This is a genomic window from Klebsiella sp. GG_Kp175, from assembly GCF_040062325.1.
Classification (GTDB): Bacteria; Pseudomonadota; Gammaproteobacteria; order Enterobacterales; family Enterobacteriaceae; genus Klebsiella; species Klebsiella quasipneumoniae.
Genome location: NZ_JBEAFX010000004.1, coordinates 336892 through 355858, shown reverse-complemented (window position 1 = coordinate 355858; position 18967 = coordinate 336892). Strand labels below are relative to the sequence as shown.

Here is an 18967-nt window from a genome sequence, read left to right as displayed (position 1 = left end):
CCATGAATCTATCTTGCTGACTACTTTTTAACAGCAGCAGGCTTTACCACGTTGAAATCCTTCAGTTTATAAGGATGAGGCAATGTTTTTCGGGGAAATATCATAGTAGTCTTCAAACTATCTCCGATAATCCCTGCAATTTTCTACAAAGAGGTTCCCGAGTAAGTGCTACAGGGAGATATTTGTAAATCGTCTTCACTCCCACCCCTGTCACATCTGCGATCTCCTGCCTGGTAGCGCCGTTCTCCAGCATTCTGCGGCACCGCTCCACAACTTCAGTGGTCATTACCCGGCGGCGTCCGCCTACTCTCCCCTGCTCCCTCGCTGCGGCTAACCCGGCTCGGGTACGCTCGACGATCAACTCGCGTTCCATCTCCGCCAGGGCGCTCATAACGTGGAAGAAAAAGCGGCCGGCTGGCGTCGAAGTGTCAATCGAGTCGGTCAGGCTGCGGAAATTCACCCCGCGCGCCTGCAGCTCCGACACGAGTGTAATCAGATCGCGTACGCTTCTCCCGAGCCTGTCCAGCTTCCAGACCACCAGCACATCGCCCGGGCGCAGCCGCCGTAAGGCGCGCTTTAACCCTGGCCGCCGGGCATTTTTCCCGCTGGCCATATCCTCATAGACCAGCTCACATTCTGCGCGGATCAGCGCGTTTTTCTGTAGATCGAGGTTTTGATCCCCGGTTGATACCCTTGCATAGCCAATCAGCACTATCTAACTCCTTGAAATAGCTGATTGTAAAAAGCCACGGCCATTCGCTCAAACCCTCGTTTGGGCGAAAGCCTTTTTTGGAGCAAAAAACATGGCCTTTGATCCGGAGCTGGGGAGCACGTCTCCCGCTGTGCTGCTCGATAACGCCACGCGACTGGATAATTTGCTGAATAGTCTGGAGCTGGCAATTCCTGACCGAGAAGGGGTAGATCTGGATACATGGCGCGGGATAATGGCAAAAGTCGCCAGCTCGATAGATGATATCCGACAAAATCTGATCCCGCTGAGTAAGCAATACCAGACGCTGGCAGCGGCTCAGGCAGATATCGCGAATATCCCGCTGGGGGCGACCACATATTACCGCAGCCCGGACGATAGCGCACTGGCTGTTGAGGTCATGAACGTTAGCGGGACGCTGCAGCCTACCGGGCGGAAAATGCCATCTCAACAGGCGATTGACGCACTGCTGCAGTATATTTCCAGCCTTATCAGTAATGACCCTTCTGTTACCCCATTCGTGCAATGGGAGGATGTTGGCGGATTTATTCTGGCGCAGCTTGACAAGGATTATCTGAAGACGGCTGGTTTCGAAGTTGGCGCAAAGCGATTGTCGATGGACAGCATGGATACAGAGGCAACTAACGTTCCGGAAATTGTTCTTCAGGATGAGCATGGTTTTATTATCCAGCGCCAGACATCACAGTACCTGGAAAATAGCGCAGGGAAATTTATCCCGGCAGATAATAACGATTACGTTATTGAAGATGAGCATGGATTCCATATTTTTTCAGCAATGCAATCTGGCTCTCCGACCTCGGCTGAAGACAAGACTGCCGCGCGTGAAGCATATATTGCAAAAATGGATAATCTGGCGCTTGCGGTCAGTGCTGCGGTGAACAACACGCTGGTTACCGGCATTCAGCGTCCTGTGTTTGATTACAACCTGGTTATCACAGACGGGCAGTCATTATCGACCGGGACGGAAGGATGGGCGGCTCTTTCAACTGTGGCATTTGAGGCTGAAAACCTTTTAATGTTTGGCGACTCAGTTCGCCCTTCAACTGACCGTGCAACCGGCGGCAGTACCTGGAATCCTCTGGGTGGCGCAGCATTAAAACCGCTGAAAGCGGTCACGCAATCAATCGGCGGCGGTAGCGTTCTGACAGATGCAGAAGTTTCCGCCCTGGCTCCCGGTGCGGTTAACGAGGGTGAAACGGTCGATGTGGGCGCGGTTAATTTCTGGCGTCAGTTGCAGAATGATTTTCACGGAGTCAGCGTTGACCCTGCACGTAAAATCATTGTGCTCAACTGTGGTGTTCAGGGCCGTACAGTGGAGGAACTTTCAAAGGGCCATCCGTATAACCACTATAACCGCGTCATTCAGGCGGTGACGAAAGTCAAATCTTATATCGCCAGCCAGCAGCCTGGCGCGACTGTTGGTATCGTCGCGTTTCTTTATATGCAAGGCGAGTGGAATTACTGGACATCAACAACCGGTACGCATGACCGTGCGACGTTTCTTGAGCTGACAAAGCAACTTCGCACCGATTTGATTACAGATTGCGCGTACGGCATTTGCGGCCAGAAATTACCTCCGGCGTGGATAACCTATCAAACCGGCGGAAGTTATACAGACGACACCTACAACCTGGCAATCGGGATGGCTCAGTTAGACATGGCAGAGCAGGTTCCTGGGTGTTATCTGGCAACGCCGGTATATCAGGTAACTGATAAAAACGGACACCTTGATCCAAATGGGTATCGATGGGCCGGAATGCAGTTTGGCAAGGTATTGCACCGTATTCTCGACAGGGGCCTCGACTGGAAACCGATGAAACCGATAAAAGTCGTCAGATATTCCGACGATGAAATTCTGGCCTGTTTTAATACGCCATCCCCGCCAGCAAAGTTTAAAGAAACCTATGTGGTGAATACGGCAACAATGTACCCGAATAAGGGATTCCTCGTTACCGATGCAAACGGTGTTGTGGGTGTTTCGTCAGTAACGACCGTCGGCCAGGCGACATTATCTGTAAAACTCAGCGCTCCAACCACAGGCGATGTGTACCTCTGGTACGCGCCAAAAACCACATACAACGGCAACGGTAATCTCTGCGATAGCGATTCCACCATTGCCCCATATAACTATGAATACCACGCAGGTAGCGGCCAGTACCCGTCAGCAAACATAGCTGCCCTGGTCGATAAACCATACCCGCTTGAAAACTGGTGCTGTGCTTTCAGAATTAAAGTAGAGGAAAAATAGAATGGGTCAGAGACAAATCATCAAGGGCGTGAATGGTTCCCCGATTGCAATCGGCTATTCCGCAGCAGTACCTGCAGGGCTTCAGTTTATTAATTACTATGGCGGGGCTATGCCGCAGGGCAGGAATATGGCGCCGGACGGTGTTGCGGCCCGTGTTGTCGGTTCGCCGGTAGTCGGAACAATGGCTGAAGGGGTTTTGTGTAAATCACATACCGCTTATATTCAGAGTCAGGTGCAACAGGCAGCCAGAATGACAGTGCTTGGTGTCTTCTGCCCAACATCTGACCTGCGAGCATATGCAATCTCTAACGCTAACGGGGCACGGCCAATCGGATTGTCTGTGTACTCAGAGCCGTCAGGAACTACCGGAGTTCATAATCTACGCATTCAGTTTGGTGGGGTGCTGTCCGCAGGTGGCGGAAACGGTAACGCCAGTGCTGCCATTGCTAATGCCATCACGAACAATGTCCCGTTCGCGTTTGCAGCGCTTCTGGACTATTCCACCCTGACCGCAACAAAAGTTACGATCAAGGACCTGAAAAAAGCGGTTACTCAGAGCGCTACAGCATCATTTTCTGCAGCAGGCTCTGGTTCCACAGGTATGATGTTTGGGTCAGAACTGGAATCAGTCGTGTATGGTGATACCCGTCTGTTCGAAATGGCTGTATGGAGCAGAATATTAACTGATGATGAAATCGCAGCTCAATATTTGCAGATTAAGAATTACTATCAGGAAATACATGGTATCAATATATAGCAGATAGATTTCAGGTGCTTATTTCAATATTTTTTTATATTTTGAAGAAGAGCTATGCAGTATTAATCCCCCGGAATACTTCCGGGGGGAAACATGGAGTTTACCTTTTAGAAAGGCAGGCTTTCTTTCGCCCCAAACACTTTCAACTGGTTGTAAGCACTGAGCAACTCAGCATCAGTCAGAGCTCGGTTATAGATGAGGAAGCCGAAATGGTCGTAATCATTACTCTGCGTTGAGCTGTCCACCATCGACCCGGCATTGATCGTTTTGGTTAAGTCCGTCTGCCGGGCGAGCGTTGTGGAATCTATTTTTGAACGGACCGCTTCCAGATTATCGGTAATATTTTTTAGACTTACCGAGTTAGCACCTCCGGCGATTCCATCAACAGCGACACGTTGCGCCAGGCATTTCCACGCGGCGTTTGCCTTTCCCGAAGGAAGGCCAAGTGTCCCCGATGCATTGTACGTCGTATTTGCTCCCGTTGTTTTATTCTTCACTCCAACCACTCCTATAACACCCGAGGTCGTTAAAAGAATACCCGTCGAGTTAATCAGCGTACCTGCACTGTTGATATTCAGGTTATCGCCGATGAGGAGGTTATTATCCCCGGCAGCAGGGAGATAGCATTTCGCTACCGAGATGTAAGTAAAATCAGGTGTAGCGATTAAAGGCGTTTTAACGTACTTATTTACACCGAGCGTTGATATTCTGTCCGACACTTTAGGAATTGTTCCCACGGCATCAAACTGTGCGTCACCATACATATTGCCGCCTACGTTATTCCCCATAAATCCAAACCCGACCAGCCCGCCTGGAACAGCCGGTTCGATACCTATAGCGTATTTGAATTCGCTGTTCACCATTCGTTGAATCATCGTCATATTAATATTCCTGTGCAGTAATTTTCTGGATTAATGCAAAATTTCTCAGCGGATAATGTTTATTATTCAGGGCCGCGATGTTTTCCGTGGCGGGCTGATTTGGAAGACCAGACTCCCAGACGTAATCTGAAATCTCGGTGTCACTGTCAGCGATGTTATGTACTCCGGCGTGTGACGTACCATCGCCCAGCATGATTGTTACCGTGCCCGACAGTGTTCTACCGGCCACAATTTTTATAACGTTGTCACTGACGATGGACACAGTTAAATCCGTACCGGTTAATACTCCGCTGCCATCTGAAACGGTGATCCCCTTGTCTGCATACATGGTTTCTGTAAACACGACATACGCCGATTCAAACTTCAGTGGAGGGACACGTGTTGAGAATCCAGCGTAAGCTGTATTGCCAGACCAGTACGCTGCCACCATCTGGAAATTCGCCTCGTCATTTCCCCACATCACGCGGTCAGCAAGTTTGGCGAACTGCGCACCAAACCAACGATATGAGTTCGCGAAAAGGTGATCGACGGGGTTAGGAAGACCTGCGTAACTTCCCATCATGAATGCCAGAGGGTTATTCTCGACAAACTGCCGTTGAGCCTCGACAACGCCAAAATTTCGGCCAGAGATAAAGCTACTGCCAATCTGGTTTAGCAGGAAAATGGGCTTTGTCTTCTGCCCGGATGCAGCCATAGCATCAGCGATCATGTTGTCATACATTGCCTGAAGCTTAGGCAAATAGATTTCGGTGGTTGTGCCGTTGTCCTGCTCACCCTGCATGTAAATGAGACCGCCGACTTCCCACTCATAACCTGCTGCGGCAGCTGCGGCTGCAACACCTGAAAGAGCCGTCAGGAACCGGTTGTAATAACCCGCGGCTGCGCCTTTTGTCAGGTCGGAGATTGCCGCACCGGACACACCGCAGCAGGACACACCGAAGATATGATCGGTGTTATTTTGCTGCCGGGTTCGTTCGTTATAGCGGCGTTTAAGCTCATCAGCGAACGCTTTCGCGATCGTCTCTCCGTGACTCCCGCTGGTTTCGGAGATAACGCCAGCATCAGTCTGCCGCACTTCTTTGAGGGGATAAAAAACGTTACCGCCGACCGCACCAAAGTCATATGAGGGCAACCCTTTTACAAAGGTGCTCCCTCTGGGACTTTGACCCAGCATGATATTTCCAAAGTCTGTTGTATCAGGGATAGCGAAACTACTCCCACCGCCGTTACCGAGAGACTGGCTGTATATGAACCAATAGGTAAGTTTTTTCAGGTTCGCCCCACGCGGCACCGGAAATCTCACCTGATTATGTCGCTTTGACGCATAAGCGGCGCCCGCCCCATCCAGCAGATTAATAACCTGTTTTTCTGTCAGAGTTCCTGTGGCTTGCCCCTGATTTTTACCCAGGTCCTGCATCCCTGAAAATCTTACTTTCCCGCTTTCAGTCACCTCGAATGCGATCAACCCGTTTTTATCCTCAATACGGAAAGGGCCCTTATGAGATACGGTGGCTCCTTCCGCATCAATTTCTGTCCCGCCCTGACGTAAGCCAATTTTCTTAACATCAAAATTAATGAACGGGGTTCTCAGCGTAAATCCCGGCACCTTAAGCAGGTTACCCAGCAGCTGCAGAAGGATCAGACCATTCTTGTCTGAGATAACCAGGTCTTCAGTTCCTTCTGAGGTAAACCACTCGATGATCTGGCTATAAATACGGGATGCCGTTACCCCGGCATTGCTGGCAGAAAACCCGTCCGGGCCAAAGCTGAGAAATCGAGACTTAAAAGCCAGCCCGGCCTCAGTTTCCAGCCACCTGGCAATGACTACATCATTTTTATCGAGCCACTGAAGGAAAACATCGGAAACCAATCCATCCGAACTGATCATTCTAAGCAGCGCATCAACTGCCTCCTGAGAGGGCATTTTCCGCCCGGTAGGTTGCAGCGCCCCGCCATTGTTAATGACCTCGATAGCCAGCGCGGAATCATCAGGGCTACGGTAATAGGTGGTGCTTCCTTCGGGGATATTCACGATATCCGCCTGCGCCGCTTCCAGCGTCATATATTGCTTACTGAGAGGGATCAGGTTCTGCCTGATCTCATCGTTTTTCGCCATCATTTGGCGCCACGTATCGAGCGGTTCACCTGCGCGGTCGTTAACCGTTCCGGCCGGACCGTTAACCAGCTCGTCAGCGCGCTTGACGTTATCCAGGAATATTTCAGGCGTCGTCGTTCCCAGTGGCGGGTTAAGTTCGGCCATGTTTTTTGCTCCAAAAAGAGGCTTCGCCCAAACGAGGGTTTGAGCGAAAGAAAAGTTGAAAGGGATTTTTTTGGTATTAAGCAGCGTCGCCGGGGTATGTGGCGTCGTCGTACTGGTAGAACGATTCGAGGTATTCTTTTGCGGTGACCTGGCAGGTTCCGTCAGACTGCGGGGCGATCTCCTCTACAATGGCGTCGTAGACGTGGCGCGTTGAGCCGCAGAACACCAGGCGGATCGGCTCGATGGTTGCCGACGACAGGTCAACCTTCATCGGGTCATCAAACTCGCTCAGGTGCGGGACTGACAGCTGAAAATCACCCACCCTGCTCACCACCATCAGCCCGGATGCAGAGCCATCCTGATAGCGGATCAGCGCTCGGGGATTTTCGAAAGACCAGTCCAGCGGCTCCGTAACGGTGAACGTTGTCACGCCACCAGCCGTTGTCATCGCCTCCACCAGACAGGAAATCGTGTTGTTACCCGGAATATCATCCGTGAGCACAATGCGATCGCCCGTGTTGTAGCACAGCGCGTCCAGCTCGGTAGTGGTCTGGAACGTCACCCGCTGCTGCAGGTATTTCATCAGGCGGCGCATCCCGATTTGGTAGGCGTGATCCTGATTCAGTACCCCATCGAGTTTGTAGGCCTCGATTTTCACCGGCGTGGGATTGTCTGGCGTCCGGCATTTAACGGTCTCCTCTGCCCAGGTAGTCCCGTTGATGTACGTCACGTCGACGCCATCAAAATCATCGTCGGACGGCACCGTAAATCCGCTCTGCAGCTCTTCCACCATCTCATGCGGCGTAATGATCCCCGTCCAGGGCTTAATCCCCTCACGGTTGACCGTCGCCAGGCCATCGCTCAGCAGAAAACGTGACTTCCCGGCATTGGCTATCATCTGCAGCATTTCCAGCGCTGAGATACTGTCTCCGGTAGCGAAATCGAAATACTCTCCCCGTGGCGTCCAGTACGCAGACTCCAGCGCGTTGATGGTGTCGGCATCCATCTCCAGCCCCAGCGAGTTCCCAACATGCAGCAGCGCCCCAGAAATGGTTCTGGCCGTTCCTGAGTCATAGGCCCGCGTGGCCACCACGTTTACGCGGCGGTCCGACTGAGCCGCCAATTTGCCCCCCGTCTCAACGGTCACCGCCATCAGCGACACGCCGGGATAGGATGAAGGGCGCGTCAGCAGTCGCCCGCGCAGTGCCTGCCAGTACATCGAATCCCTGGCGTTGTTTGAGCCCTGCTCATTGCGCCGGCGACAGCGAACCTCTACCAGCCCTGGTGAGCTGAGGGTGATCCGCTCAGTGAATCCCAGCCCGTTGACGTTTTTAAGCGCATACTCGCCCTGGTGACTCACCCACCCCGAACCGGAACCGTAGACGCGATACTGAATCTCCCACTCAACGTGGCGGATCCGTTTTTTGCCCTTACTGTCAAAGCCACAGATGCCGTTCGGGAAGGAGAAATTCACCTCGAATGCATCCACCACTTCATTCTCTGGGCATACGAGGAAAGGCCCAAGCCAGCTCAGCGTGTCGTTAAGACCAGTGGCCTCATAGTCGATCATCGTCCGGGCGGTGAATCCCGGCCATGACTCATCAACGGCACCATTAACCAGGCGCGCCACCGTCGCCGTCGTGCCGTCGGTCGAGACAATGCGGTACTCATTCCCGCGGTGAGCAAGTGAAAGCCGTTGCACCCCCTCCGGCATGCCGGAAAAGGCCGTTCCCGTGGCAGAATTATAGGCAAGCGTCACATTCGCCGTTACGGCCGGGCTGCCGCCAGTTGATGCCGTGCCGGAGGTGTAAACCGGGGCATCACCGAAAGCAGCTGCAGGCAGCGAAGAGGACGTGATCGCCCCACCCGCGAACGGACTGGCCGACTCGGTTATCAGTACGGTGCCGCCGTTGTCCTGCGCAACCAGGCCGGAGCCGGTGAGTCCCTCGGTGATGGCCGCCAGCAGTCCCGACATCGAGACATAGTTAGCCACCAGCGACACCGGGTAGGTAACCCCCTGCCAGGTGATCGTGAACGTGCTGGAGCTGGTTGAAAAATCGTAGGTGGTTGGGGCCGCACTGGCCTGGAGTTTTGCTGCACTCCCCCCGGTGCCGGGCACTGCAGCCAGGCCGGGGGTATATGACGCGATAAACAAATCGTAATCGACAGAGTTAAACCCCAGCGTCACCGGCATTCCAACCACCGGCGCGATCTCCGTCAGCAGCGGGCTTGCGATAACGCTGTATCCGGCCGCCGTGGTGATCTGGTAGTTAGCCGGGGCTTTCAGTTCGACCACGGCGCCAGCGACCCAGCTGGGTGGCAGCGCGTTATCGTTCTCGTCATTATCGTCATCATCATCCGTATCAAGCCCGGTAAACGTCACGCTCGATCCGGAGACGGTCATGCTGTCTGCGATAATGTCGTCTGTGTCCGGCGACGTCTGGGCCATATCCAGCCCGGTGCCGGATGACGTCCCGCCCACTTCGGTGGAGTTGACCCAGTTTTCGCTGCGCTCATCGCCGGAAACGTCCGCGCCTGGCGGAAAATAGGTGATGTTGAAACCCGGCAGCGTTGAAGCTGGCGTGCTGCCAACCCGGATATCGCCATTGGTATAAATAAGATCACCGACACCGAGGCATAACAGCATCTGGACACGCATTTTCGTGGGATCGGCGGCATCGAACCGGGTAACGGGCTGCACCACATAATCAGGATAAATACGCACGCGCCCAAAAACTTCACGAATCGCATCACCGAGTTTTGCGGCATTCGCCTTTGCCGGGTTCAGATCGAGACTCCGCCCTGTGGATGAGGTATAGCCACCCGTATCGATGTTGCTTATCATAAACAGCGAATAGGCTGCAGCGGCAACGGAGATACCGACGCCGATCCACGCGATTGTGGCGGCCTCCAACCCGAATGGAACCGGATAAAGCCTGACATCACTATCAGGGCGAATCACGCAGGTGGCCCACTCGCCTGGCGGAATTGACTGACCCTCAACCTCAACGGTCAGCGGTGGGACATCCCGATCTTCGTAGCCTTCAACATTTGACACCAGCCAGTTGCGAATACTGGTTACACCATGCTCATGCGTTTCGAGTGGTTCACCGGGAAGCCGGGACGGGTAAAAACGAATGGTCATTGCCAGAACTCCACTTTGACAAATCGCCGCTTAAACCGCGGCAACGGCAGAAAGGTGACGTTCGTTCCCGGGTTGCATTCCGCCACATGCAGCAGGCCACCGATACTGACCACGATCCCCACATGGGTGACGGTTGACCCGGAATAACAGGCCACCCCTGCCCCTTCGCAGGGTTCGCAGCGCTCAAGGGTAAGCATCATCCGGCGCGCTTCCCGGTCGAGGCCGCCGTCGTCTTTGGTTACCCCGGCAAAATCGGGCCAGACGGGTAAATTCAGATCGCGGCGTATCTCGTTCACAATGCCGAAGCAGTCAAGTAGCGGGTAGGCTCTGCCGCCCTTCTGCCATTTAACAGAACGGTATTTATCAGGGTTGAACATTGGGATTCCTTAGCTGATATAACGCAGTCCGGGGAATACAGGGAGCGTGTAGCGGTAACGCGGCCAGGCGGTATCGAGGATGTTCATGTAACCCGCAGTGATCTGAACCTCTGTCGCCGTCCAGGAGCCCGACTTGATTTTCAGCGTATACGGCACTGCCGCAGGCGCTGCTAAATCCGTAGAGATATAACTCCGGTACGTCAGCCATGCAGGCAATCTGTTAGCCAGGGCATTGCGGATCGCCGTGGACACAACACCATCGATATTGCACAGGGCAAATTTGAGGTCCTGCGTGCCGTCCGCATTGCGCGCCGGCAGCGCAATGTCTATCGCACAGGCTGAAAACGTTACGGTATCGCCGTTCTCCGTCGTTGCCGTAATATCCTCGTAACCCTGGCACAGGTAATGGACATTAGAACCAATGGTGATCTGCAGCGTCTCAATGATCACCTCCGGCCCGCTGCTGGCGTAGAGGCGTTTAATCTGCGTCATGCTTTGGCCACTCCTTATTCAGCGCAATATCCAGCAGTGAGCTGCCGACGATCCATTCCGGGTAATTACCCCATGGGGCAGGAGCAAGGGGGCGTTCCCATAATTCAAGCGTCGCCGTGTACTTCCAGTAAATCGGGGCCACTAGCACCGGTCCCTGATAAATATCTGTGAAGCGGCATTTGTAAAACTTAATGCCTGACGGCGTCTGCAACTTCATCATGAACCATGCAGCCCCGTCAGATAACGCATCACGGAACCAGGACTCAAACGCCAGGCCCTGCGCATCGGTTTCCATAAACCAGGTGATGCTGGCCTGCGTCGGCGTGGACGTAAAAGCTCGCCTTTGCCGCGCGCGGCCGGTGGTTAACTGGGTTCGTTTTAACGGGCTGACAGGCTGGAATCCGTACCCTTCCTGTAATGGCATAGGGAGGCTGTCATGTGGGTAGTAGATATCAATCACGCAGTCTCCCGGTAAAGTATCTCGAATAAAATTTCACCATTAACCTCAGGAGGGTATTCATTTCAGAATAAAGCACGATGGAATCGAAGAAATCTCTGATTTTTTGGTTCAGATTAACGAAGATAAAAATCTTATTAAATCGACACAAACACACAAGGCGATATATTTATCAACTCATTTCAAGAGCCAAAAGAAATAAAAAAGCAGCATTATCAATATATTAGTTTTATTGACTTTAATGTGACATTAAATTGTTTCGGCACAGCCCATGCCAAAATAAAAAAGGGCGATGTGCCGACAGGCAATATACGTCAATGTGACTGCTTGTTTAAAAGCAACTCCTGAAGAAGAAGCGCAATAGAAACAAAGATCAAAACCCCACAAAAAACAATTTTTGCAAAATCATAGTTAAACACGGTTGTAAGCGTATCATTATTATATAAGTGATTATGCCTATAGGAATAAGTTGTGTAGATGTCATCGCATATTTCAAGAATTCCACCGACAATCAAAACAAGCCAAAGAAATGAAAACTTCACTCGGACCTCCTTACGTTTACGTCTCCTATTGAAGATAAGTCCGCCAATAAAAAGAGGAATCATAAAAGCTATGAAGTCTTTAAATGTAAATGTTAACAACGCTTCCATTAATAAGATCCTTGTGTTTTCTTGCATCTACTCAGATTGTTAGACTTACCTACCTAATCAAGTCTCAGCTAATGCAGTTTAGCTTACCTAGGACCGTGTCGTGTATAGTTTCCTTTTAGAGCGTTGCCAAAAGCCCCTTGTGGCATGGTAACCTCCTTTGTGAGTTCACCTTTTAACTGCCTGGAAAGCAGTCGATTATTCTGATTGAGTGTAGCGCTCAACTGCTCCGGAGTAATACCCTGGAGATGAAACTCCTGATTAATCGGCGCGTGTACAGTTGTTTGCCTGCGGTTATCGCTATTAACGTTCTGAACACCAGTACCAAACCCTGTGCGCCCCAGAGTTGCATCAAGCGGTTGGCCATTTCGAAGTGCCTCAAGCTGAGACACGCCGATCCGGTTCGTTGAAGCCTGGTCGAAGACGTACTCACCTTTGTGAACAATACCCGCTGGCTGAAACTTACCACCGGGGCCGGTGTAACCGCCGGAGGCGAAGCCAACTCCTGAAACAGCCTGGATATTTGAGACGATACTGGCGGTCTGCGCAGCGATTGAGGCCATAGCGATGATGTTGGCCGGATAAGGCGCGCTAACTGCACCGCTTGCTATAGCCTGCTGGATTTTCACCATTGAGTCCGCGATAGCGAATGCCTTGCTCGCAGCAAAAGCGACCTTGTAGATTGCCGATTGCTCACCAAACCCCGTTCGCATGATTTCAGCGGTGCTATCAAACAAGGACTGCGTGGCCGCAGATATGATGGTGTTTTTCTGAGCCTCTATGACCTGATTTGCATCCGCTGCACGCTGACGAATAGAGGTCATTCTGGCCTCACCCTCGGCAGTTATTTCACCGGCCTTCGCATAAGCTTCCTCCTGAGCTGCCAGCCAGCGCTGGAGCTCTTGCTGAGCCTGGTCATATTCGTTGATTTGCCCCTGCATCCCCTCAAAAGTTCCAGAGAGTCGCCCTCCTGTGGGTGTCAGGTTTCCTACAACATTACGAACCGTCGAGGGCAGTTGCATATCGGTGTTTTGATAAATATCTGCCCGCGTTTTTTCATATTCACCGGGTTTCAGTTGCCCGGTTGCTTTGGCCTTCTCCAGTAGTTCAAGGCGGGTTTTAAGCAGATCGTTGGTCCGCTCATCCTTCGTCTTTACCTGTTCCTGCATCTTCCGGTAATCGTCCAGGGTTTTTACGGAATTTTGCAGTGCCTCCTGCTGCTTATATGCCTGGAGGATTTCATCTGAACGGGAAAGGATCGACTTCTGGTCAGCGGTGAGCTGCGTTTTAGATTTGAGGTCAGCAATCTGCTGCTCGAACTTGATCCGTGCCTGTGTCGCGCTGTTAAGCTTGTCACTGGCATCCAGCTGGGAATGCATGGCGATAGTCTGCTGGTTTATCTGATCAAGCAGCCGGGTTGCTGCGTCCTCGGTATAGGCTTTTTCTTTGTGGGTCTTAGGCTGCCCAGCTTTTTTGGCCTGCTCAAGTTCCTTTTCCCTTACAGCAATTAGCGCATTGGCCTGATCGATTGCTTCTTTATTTCCTGAGAAAGCAATTTTTCTGGACTGTGCTCTTGCCTCCTTTAACCGAGCTTCTGCACCGGCAACCCTGTCTGCCGCCAGATACTCCTTATTAATCCAGTCTACGGAATTTTTTACCGCCTTATTACCTTCAATGGTAAGTGTGTTCATCGTGGTTTGCAGATCTAATGCCTGGCCGATAAACCTCATCGTAGGGTCAATTGCGCCACCAAGCGCTACGTTTTGCCTACCCTTATCCGCTGCTGTGTAATAATTTTTGACCTCAATAGCTGCAGCTGTCCACGAATCACCTATTTTCAGGATCTCCCGTCGATGCTGATCAATATCAGCATTCAAGGCGGTGAAATTAGCAGAATCCTTGTATTGGGCTACCTTTGTCCTTGCCTCGTCATAACTAAAACCAACGTCGATAAGCTTATTTATTGCTTCGCTCGCACCGTCATTAGTCGTTATAAACATACTACCGACTTCATCGATCGTCTGACCCGTCTTATCAGATATAGCAACCATATTGAGTGCAAGTCGCTCAGCAGCATCTCCATTAGCGCCAAGGGACGTTGTGGCTATTTTTGTGGCAGCATCAATTTCCTGTCGGTTCTGATAGACGGCATAAGTTAATAACCCAACTGAAGCAGCTGCTACGCTATAGGGATTAACCAGACCCATGACATATGTGCCAACGCCCTTAATCGCTGGCCCAATGCCGCCAAACATATCTTTGAGCTGACCGCCCTGCTGCATAAGAACCATAAACGGTGACTGCCCTGTAGAAAGACCGACAACGATATCGGTCATCTGAGCAGGGATCATGCGCATAGCGTTGGCAGTCTGAGCTGCAGATTGGCTTGTTTTACCCAATTGCGCCTGGGTTTTCTCCAGAGCATCGCGGGATTCTGCAAGTTTACTGTTGAGGCGATCGTAAGCCAGGGGCGACAGCATCCCGGATGTTTTAGCTGTATCCAGCTGGCGCTGCTGCTCGTTAAGGCGACGGAATGCTTCACCTACGGGATCTATTTGGGCCTCAAGACGACGCAGTGCATTTACCTGCTCATCATGTGCTTTTACAGCCTCGCGCTCGGCTTGTGCTTCGCCAGTGACTTCCCGACGAGTCTCCTGAAGTTTTTTGCTGTATGCATCATATTGGGAAGTATTAATTGCGCCCGATTTAAAGGCACTATTCAGTTCACTTTGTTGTTGTTCAAGATTGCGAAGAGCAGCTGCCAGAGGGTCGATTTTATCGAGCATTCTCTGGAATGCATCAGCCTGCGCCTCCTGCTGCACAGCAGCCAGTTTGCTGGCCTTCTCTGCTTCTCGTTGAGCTTGTGCAACACCACTTAGTTCCTCAGTGGTGTCATTCAGCATCTTAGACAGCGAACGAAACTCTTCCTCGTCAATTAGACCCTTATCGAAGTATTTTTTTAGCTCACTATAGCGGCGACCGACTGTATCAATTGCAGCACCAACCGGATCAATGGCTGCTCGTAATTTATTGAGAGCATCTTTTTCATCGTCAGTCGCTTTTGTCACTTTGAATATGCTGGTTACAGCCTTATCACCAGACTGAGTCATCTTATCAAGCGCAACAGTAAGGCTGTCAGCCTGCTTCTCTGCCCCGGAGCTGTCCAGGCGTATCGCTAGCCGTGATTCTTGTTCTGCCATTTACCTTATCTCCGGGCAATAAAAAACCCGCCGATAAAGCGGGTTAGGAAATACTTAAAAAATGATAATCAGTGAAGGCTATCTTCATCCCTCGATTGAGTTACTGCAATTTAACGCCTCCCATAACAAACCGTTTGTCATCTTTGTTATAGGCTTCAAAATTTAAGGATTTCCCTTCATTGGATCTAACGATATTTACTTCACCATTGTCGCCACCAACGCCTTTCATTATGAAGGTAGTTGTCTCCTGACCCGCAAAGGTGTTACTGCTGATATCGCTTTGATAGTAAGCCTTGCCGTCAATAATCATATCTACCATCCCGTTGTTATGCAGGTACAGCTTGGTATGATGCCACTTTCCCGTCCCGGTTAAATCGCCAGTGAGGAATTCACAGTTAAAGGAAACATCGCCTTTTTTACATTCCGACGTTATTTCCTCTTTCCCCGTAGCTATCATCTCAGCAATTGAAGGTGGGTCTTTAGGGGGGAGTAGTTTTGATATTTGAAACTTGTCATCACAGCCCAACAATGCCATTAAACCAAGCCCGACCACCAAAGCCCTTTTCACATCCCTATCCTCATCATTAACATTTGCTCACAGGTTAGCACAGGAAAAGATAGGGACAATGATATGACTACTTCACTTTTGCCTGTCTTTTCTGCTCTTCAGCCCACTCAACTCTCCAGGCATCATCGAGGGCCAGTATTGCTGCGTCAAACTCAATGCGGTCGATCAGGATGGTGCGCGATGCCAGGTAAAGCTCAATATCATTCAGGGAGAGAGGGAGCGGCACTCCGGCCATGCCGGCATACTTCCTGCCGCGCGATATCATGGCGTAAGCGTTGAGGATCTCCCCAGTGACCGCATCGATTTCAGGCTCTGGAATGGGTGGGAGATTTAGCTTCTCCCTGCGCCACTTTGCTTTCTCGCCCTGCTCGCCAGCGAAATCCTTTAGCCACTTTTGGGCCTCTATGGCTTTTTTACGGTTTCCTGAGTCTGCTGCTCCTTACCCTGAGCAATGTTTGCCGCCTCAGCCAGTATCAGCCAGTATAGCGCCGGGTGCTGTTTCAGCATGGCGGCCCCAAGTTCTGGGGTGTAGTCGAGAGCAACCTCTATGCCGTCGACTAACTGACCTACTCCCTCCCAGCCTTTCAGCAGGAACCGAGCGGCGTTATCGATTAGCAGGTCATCAACAGAGTCGATATCGTCCACGCTGGCGAGATTAAAATCCGTTGTCCCCACCTTATAACCTGCGTCCATCTTATCGATGTGGCGACGCACCAGCGCGTTACGTGAGCGATATTGCGGATTCTCGCTGCTGGCCACCAGCAGGCGAAGTTTGAACAGCGATTCTTCTTCCGGCGAGAATTCCTTTTTGCTGCCTTCTGGCTTTTTGTAGGGGTAAAACCAGCGCTCGCCATTTAAATCAATTTTCGGGGTAACAATCAGCATAAAAACTCCATAAAAAACCCCTCCAAAGAGGGCCAATGTTAATCACCACCGCCAGTAGTGGCAGGAACGCGGGTAATAGTTGGCGGAGTATTGGCCGCGGTGATATCCAGCTGAACCTGAACAATGTCAGTGCTCCCCGCATCCGGCCAGTCGCCGGAGATCTGCACTTCCGGGAAATCGAAGGTATAGGCGCCTTCAGCATTCTCCAGCGTGAAGCTAAACGGCACCGTTTCGCCGGTGAACGTTTTTTTGTAAACCTCCCAGGCAGCCTTTGACCATGACAACGTGATTTGGCCTGACGGGGTAAAGGTTGTCGGAATGTTTGCGCCGGCGAATGCCGAACCGGTACCGATGCAGCGCTGAGTCTGCATATTGTTGTTGAATTGGATGTTAAAGGTGTCGACACAGAAGCCTGTCCCACCATCAACACCATTCAGCCGGATGTTCGTGACCTCCTTGAAGGAGTAACGCAGCGCCCCCGCCAAATCCACCGGTGTGGTGAAATAGCTGGTATCGTCCCCCTTCGTCTCCCAGTCCAGCCCTGCAAACGTAATGGTTGCAGTGATATCACCATCGGCCGGGATTTCCATCTGGAAGGTGCCAACCTGGCAACCGCGGGCAATATGGGCGATCCCCACATCACTGGCAAAAGTCGCCACGGAGAACGTAATGCGACCGTTACCCATCGTCAGCACGTTATTTTGCCATTCGGAACCGAAACAGCTGGCAAGAAAATCATCATGCTGGTTCCAGCGAAACCGCGTGCCGACATCGCCGCCGACATCCACTGTGCCGCGTGAAACACCCTGCGCCATGCGGTCACCAGCGATTTCGTCATTGTCGTTGGTATTCTGCGTTGGTTTCAGACCAAATGAAGAACGACGCAGCAGGTTCCACGCCCCTGCTGTAGGCGTGATTCCTGGCGTTGTCTCGCGAATAAACGCGGCTACTACTTTTGCACCTGAGCTCACAGGAGCCTCCTGTTTTGTGTGCGCTACAGAGCGCGATAAGGAATTTGAAGATTGAGCTGCAACCAGCCATCGGTCTCGCCTGCCGGCACAGCAGAAACGGCGAAATAACTCAGCTTACCGTCGTCCCTGAACTCGAATAGCTCCGTTAGCTGATCGGCCGTCCGGGAGATAAGTAACGACCCTGAGCCGACCGGAACAAACAGCTGAATGATGAGTAAGCCCGTCCTGTGGACGACCGGCCCGTCCCCGATCTCGGTTGCGCCAGCCTGTCCTGCAATGTTGGTAAGGCGGGCCCAGATATCGCGGCCGCCGGGGTCAAATACCGGACCATTGGGATAATCCACCGCATCAGAGGCAATAGCGGTTTGTGCCGCCATTCGGGAAATGACAGCGTTTCTGATTTCTGTAAGGGTCATTTGTAGGCCTGAATCACACCATTAAACGAGACGGCATAGACGCCTGTCGGCGCCTGCGTTGAGTGGCCATTCTCCAGAGGTACGGAGTAAGGCAGGTTCGACTGGATGTAAATCACCGAGTAGGCTGGCGCCTGGTCAATGATATTTTTGCCATTAAGAAACGTCATTGTCCCACGCGGATCCGGTTCGGTCGGGACGGAATGATCAGGTTCGCCGATGCTGACAAAATGCGATGCCCTGAAGGTTCCTGCGCGATACTCAGCCGGGCGCCTGATATCCATGCTGTCATTAACACGGACTTTCTTCCTGAGCCTTCCAGCTTTGGTCAGGTTAGCAGGATCGTCATAAAGAGATTCGTTCCATTCCCCAACAGCTTTGTTGTATTGAACCGCGGTCGCGTTGATAGCCCACAACTCCGGGTTTCCTACCGGCGACCGTTGAACAATTTCATTCAGCAGTTGAATGGCGATTGTCCGCTGGCGTAGTTTGACTTCTTCGGCCACCAGCCCGGCGAATGCCGCCGGGTCAATGTTCCAGCCTTTAGCCATATCACACCCTCCGCAGTTGAATGGAGTACGCAGCGCCAGCAGAGTCGGCAGAAGCGGTGATGACCTCGTAGCGCTGAAGCTCACCCGTAATCGGATCCAGTGCGGTGATGATATGCCCGACGGCCGGCTTATCAGTCACCTCGTTAACCAGGGCGGTTAGCTTCACATCACCATGCAGAATATTAACGCCATCGATACGGCGGAGTTTATAGCGCGCCAGCACTCCGCGCCCCGAGTAAGTCACCTGTGTTTCAGTGCCGGTTTCCGTTACCGGGTCCCAGGCACCCCGAACGGTGTAGCTTCCGGCGAATTCGTTAACCGCATCCTGCAGATCGGTATCGAATGCTGCGGCGACCTCGGTCTGCAACTCGTCACGAATTCCCAT

General features: G+C 52.0%; 18 protein-coding genes. 2 read left to right on the top strand and 16 right to left on the bottom strand.

Annotation, left to right across the window (positions count from 1 at the left end; translation table 11 throughout):
* Window positions 1-112: 112 nt before the first annotated feature.
* Window positions 113-712 carry a recombinase family protein gene (locus ABLU73_RS10505; RefSeq protein WP_122463889.1) on the bottom strand — a complete coding sequence of 200 codons (600 nt, stop codon included), beginning with the start codon at window positions 710-712 and terminating at the stop codon, window positions 113-115.
* Window positions 713-803: 91 nt separating this feature from the next.
* Between ABLU73_RS10505 and ABLU73_RS10500 the strand changes: the two genes are divergently transcribed.
* Window positions 804-2978 carry a hypothetical protein gene (locus ABLU73_RS10500; RefSeq protein ID WP_264923519.1) on the top strand — a complete coding sequence of 725 codons (2175 nt, stop codon included), beginning with the start codon at window positions 804-806 and terminating at the stop codon, window positions 2976-2978.
* A gap of 1 nt (window position 2979) precedes the next feature.
* Window positions 2980-3735: a hypothetical protein gene (locus ABLU73_RS10495; RefSeq protein ID WP_264923520.1), complete on the top strand. Its 756-nt coding sequence runs from the start codon at window positions 2980-2982 to the stop codon at window positions 3733-3735.
* 107 nt (window positions 3736-3842) lie between these two features.
* Here the strand turns inward: ABLU73_RS10495 and ABLU73_RS10490 are convergent, their stop codons facing one another.
* From ABLU73_RS10490 to ABLU73_RS10420, 15 genes are all read right to left on the bottom strand, one after another.
* Entirely contained in the window at window positions 3843-4616 is a 774-nt protein-coding gene (locus tag ABLU73_RS10490; RefSeq protein WP_109232896.1) for a hypothetical protein, read from the bottom strand.
* 1 nt (window position 4617) lies between these two features.
* Window positions 4618-6876: a sialate O-acetylesterase gene (locus ABLU73_RS10485; protein ID WP_348850182.1), complete on the bottom strand. Its 2259-nt coding sequence runs from the start codon at window positions 6874-6876 to the stop codon at window positions 4618-4620.
* 76 nt (window positions 6877-6952) lie between these two features.
* Window positions 6953-10021 (bottom strand): host specificity factor TipJ family phage tail protein, encoded by a 3069-nt coding sequence (locus ABLU73_RS10480; protein ID WP_264923522.1) that lies wholly within the window; start codon window positions 10019-10021, stop codon window positions 6953-6955.
* Window positions 10018-10398: a hypothetical protein gene (locus ABLU73_RS10475; RefSeq protein ID WP_004104210.1), complete on the bottom strand. Its 381-nt coding sequence runs from the start codon at window positions 10396-10398 to the stop codon at window positions 10018-10020. Before ABLU73_RS10475 ends, ABLU73_RS10480 begins: the two co-directional genes overlap by 4 nt.
* A 9-nt stretch (window positions 10399-10407) precedes the next feature.
* Window positions 10408-10890 carry a DUF1833 family protein gene (locus tag ABLU73_RS10470; protein ID WP_348850181.1) on the bottom strand — a complete coding sequence of 161 codons (483 nt, stop codon included), beginning with the start codon at window positions 10888-10890 and terminating at the stop codon, window positions 10408-10410.
* A complete protein-coding gene (locus tag ABLU73_RS10465) occupies window positions 10877-11350 on the bottom strand; it encodes a hypothetical protein (protein ID WP_264923523.1) in 474 nt (157 codons plus the stop codon). Before ABLU73_RS10465 ends, ABLU73_RS10470 begins: the two co-directional genes overlap by 14 nt.
* Window positions 11351-11661: 311 nt before the next feature.
* On the bottom strand, window positions 11662-11997 hold the full coding sequence (locus ABLU73_RS10460; protein ID WP_015958316.1) for a hypothetical protein: 336 nt from the start codon (window positions 11995-11997) through the stop codon (window positions 11662-11664).
* Between the two features lie 83 nt (window positions 11998-12080).
* Window positions 12081-15194, bottom strand: a complete 3114-nt coding sequence (locus ABLU73_RS10455) for a phage tail length tape measure family protein (RefSeq protein WP_110212816.1) — start codon at window positions 15192-15194, stop codon at window positions 12081-12083.
* A 100-nt stretch (window positions 15195-15294) separates the two neighbouring features.
* Entirely contained in the window at window positions 15295-15762 is a 468-nt protein-coding gene (locus ABLU73_RS10450; protein ID WP_062913839.1) for a hypothetical protein, read from the bottom strand.
* Between the two features lie 67 nt (window positions 15763-15829).
* Complete coding sequence (locus ABLU73_RS10445) at window positions 15830-15997, bottom strand: hypothetical protein (RefSeq protein WP_004184440.1); 168 nt, start codon at window positions 15995-15997, stop codon at window positions 15830-15832.
* A 167-nt stretch (window positions 15998-16164) separates the two neighbouring features.
* On the bottom strand, window positions 16165-16647 hold the full coding sequence (locus ABLU73_RS10440; protein ID WP_023159435.1) for a hypothetical protein: 483 nt from the start codon (window positions 16645-16647) through the stop codon (window positions 16165-16167).
* 38 nt (window positions 16648-16685) lie between these two features.
* On the bottom strand, window positions 16686-17618 hold the full coding sequence (locus ABLU73_RS10435; RefSeq protein WP_264923524.1) for a phage tail tube protein: 933 nt from the start codon (window positions 17616-17618) through the stop codon (window positions 16686-16688).
* 23 nt (window positions 17619-17641) lie between these two features.
* Window positions 17642-18034 (bottom strand): phage tail terminator-like protein, encoded by a 393-nt coding sequence (locus tag ABLU73_RS10430; RefSeq protein WP_348850180.1) that lies wholly within the window; start codon window positions 18032-18034, stop codon window positions 17642-17644.
* Complete coding sequence (locus ABLU73_RS10425) at window positions 18031-18582, bottom strand: hypothetical protein (protein ID WP_062913836.1); 552 nt, start codon at window positions 18580-18582, stop codon at window positions 18031-18033. Before ABLU73_RS10425 ends, ABLU73_RS10430 begins: the two co-directional genes overlap by 4 nt.
* Before the next feature lies 1 nt (window position 18583).
* Window positions 18584-18967, bottom strand: coding sequence for a glutamate 5-kinase (locus tag ABLU73_RS10420; RefSeq protein ID WP_264923525.1), 384 nt, complete (start codon window positions 18965-18967; stop codon window positions 18584-18586).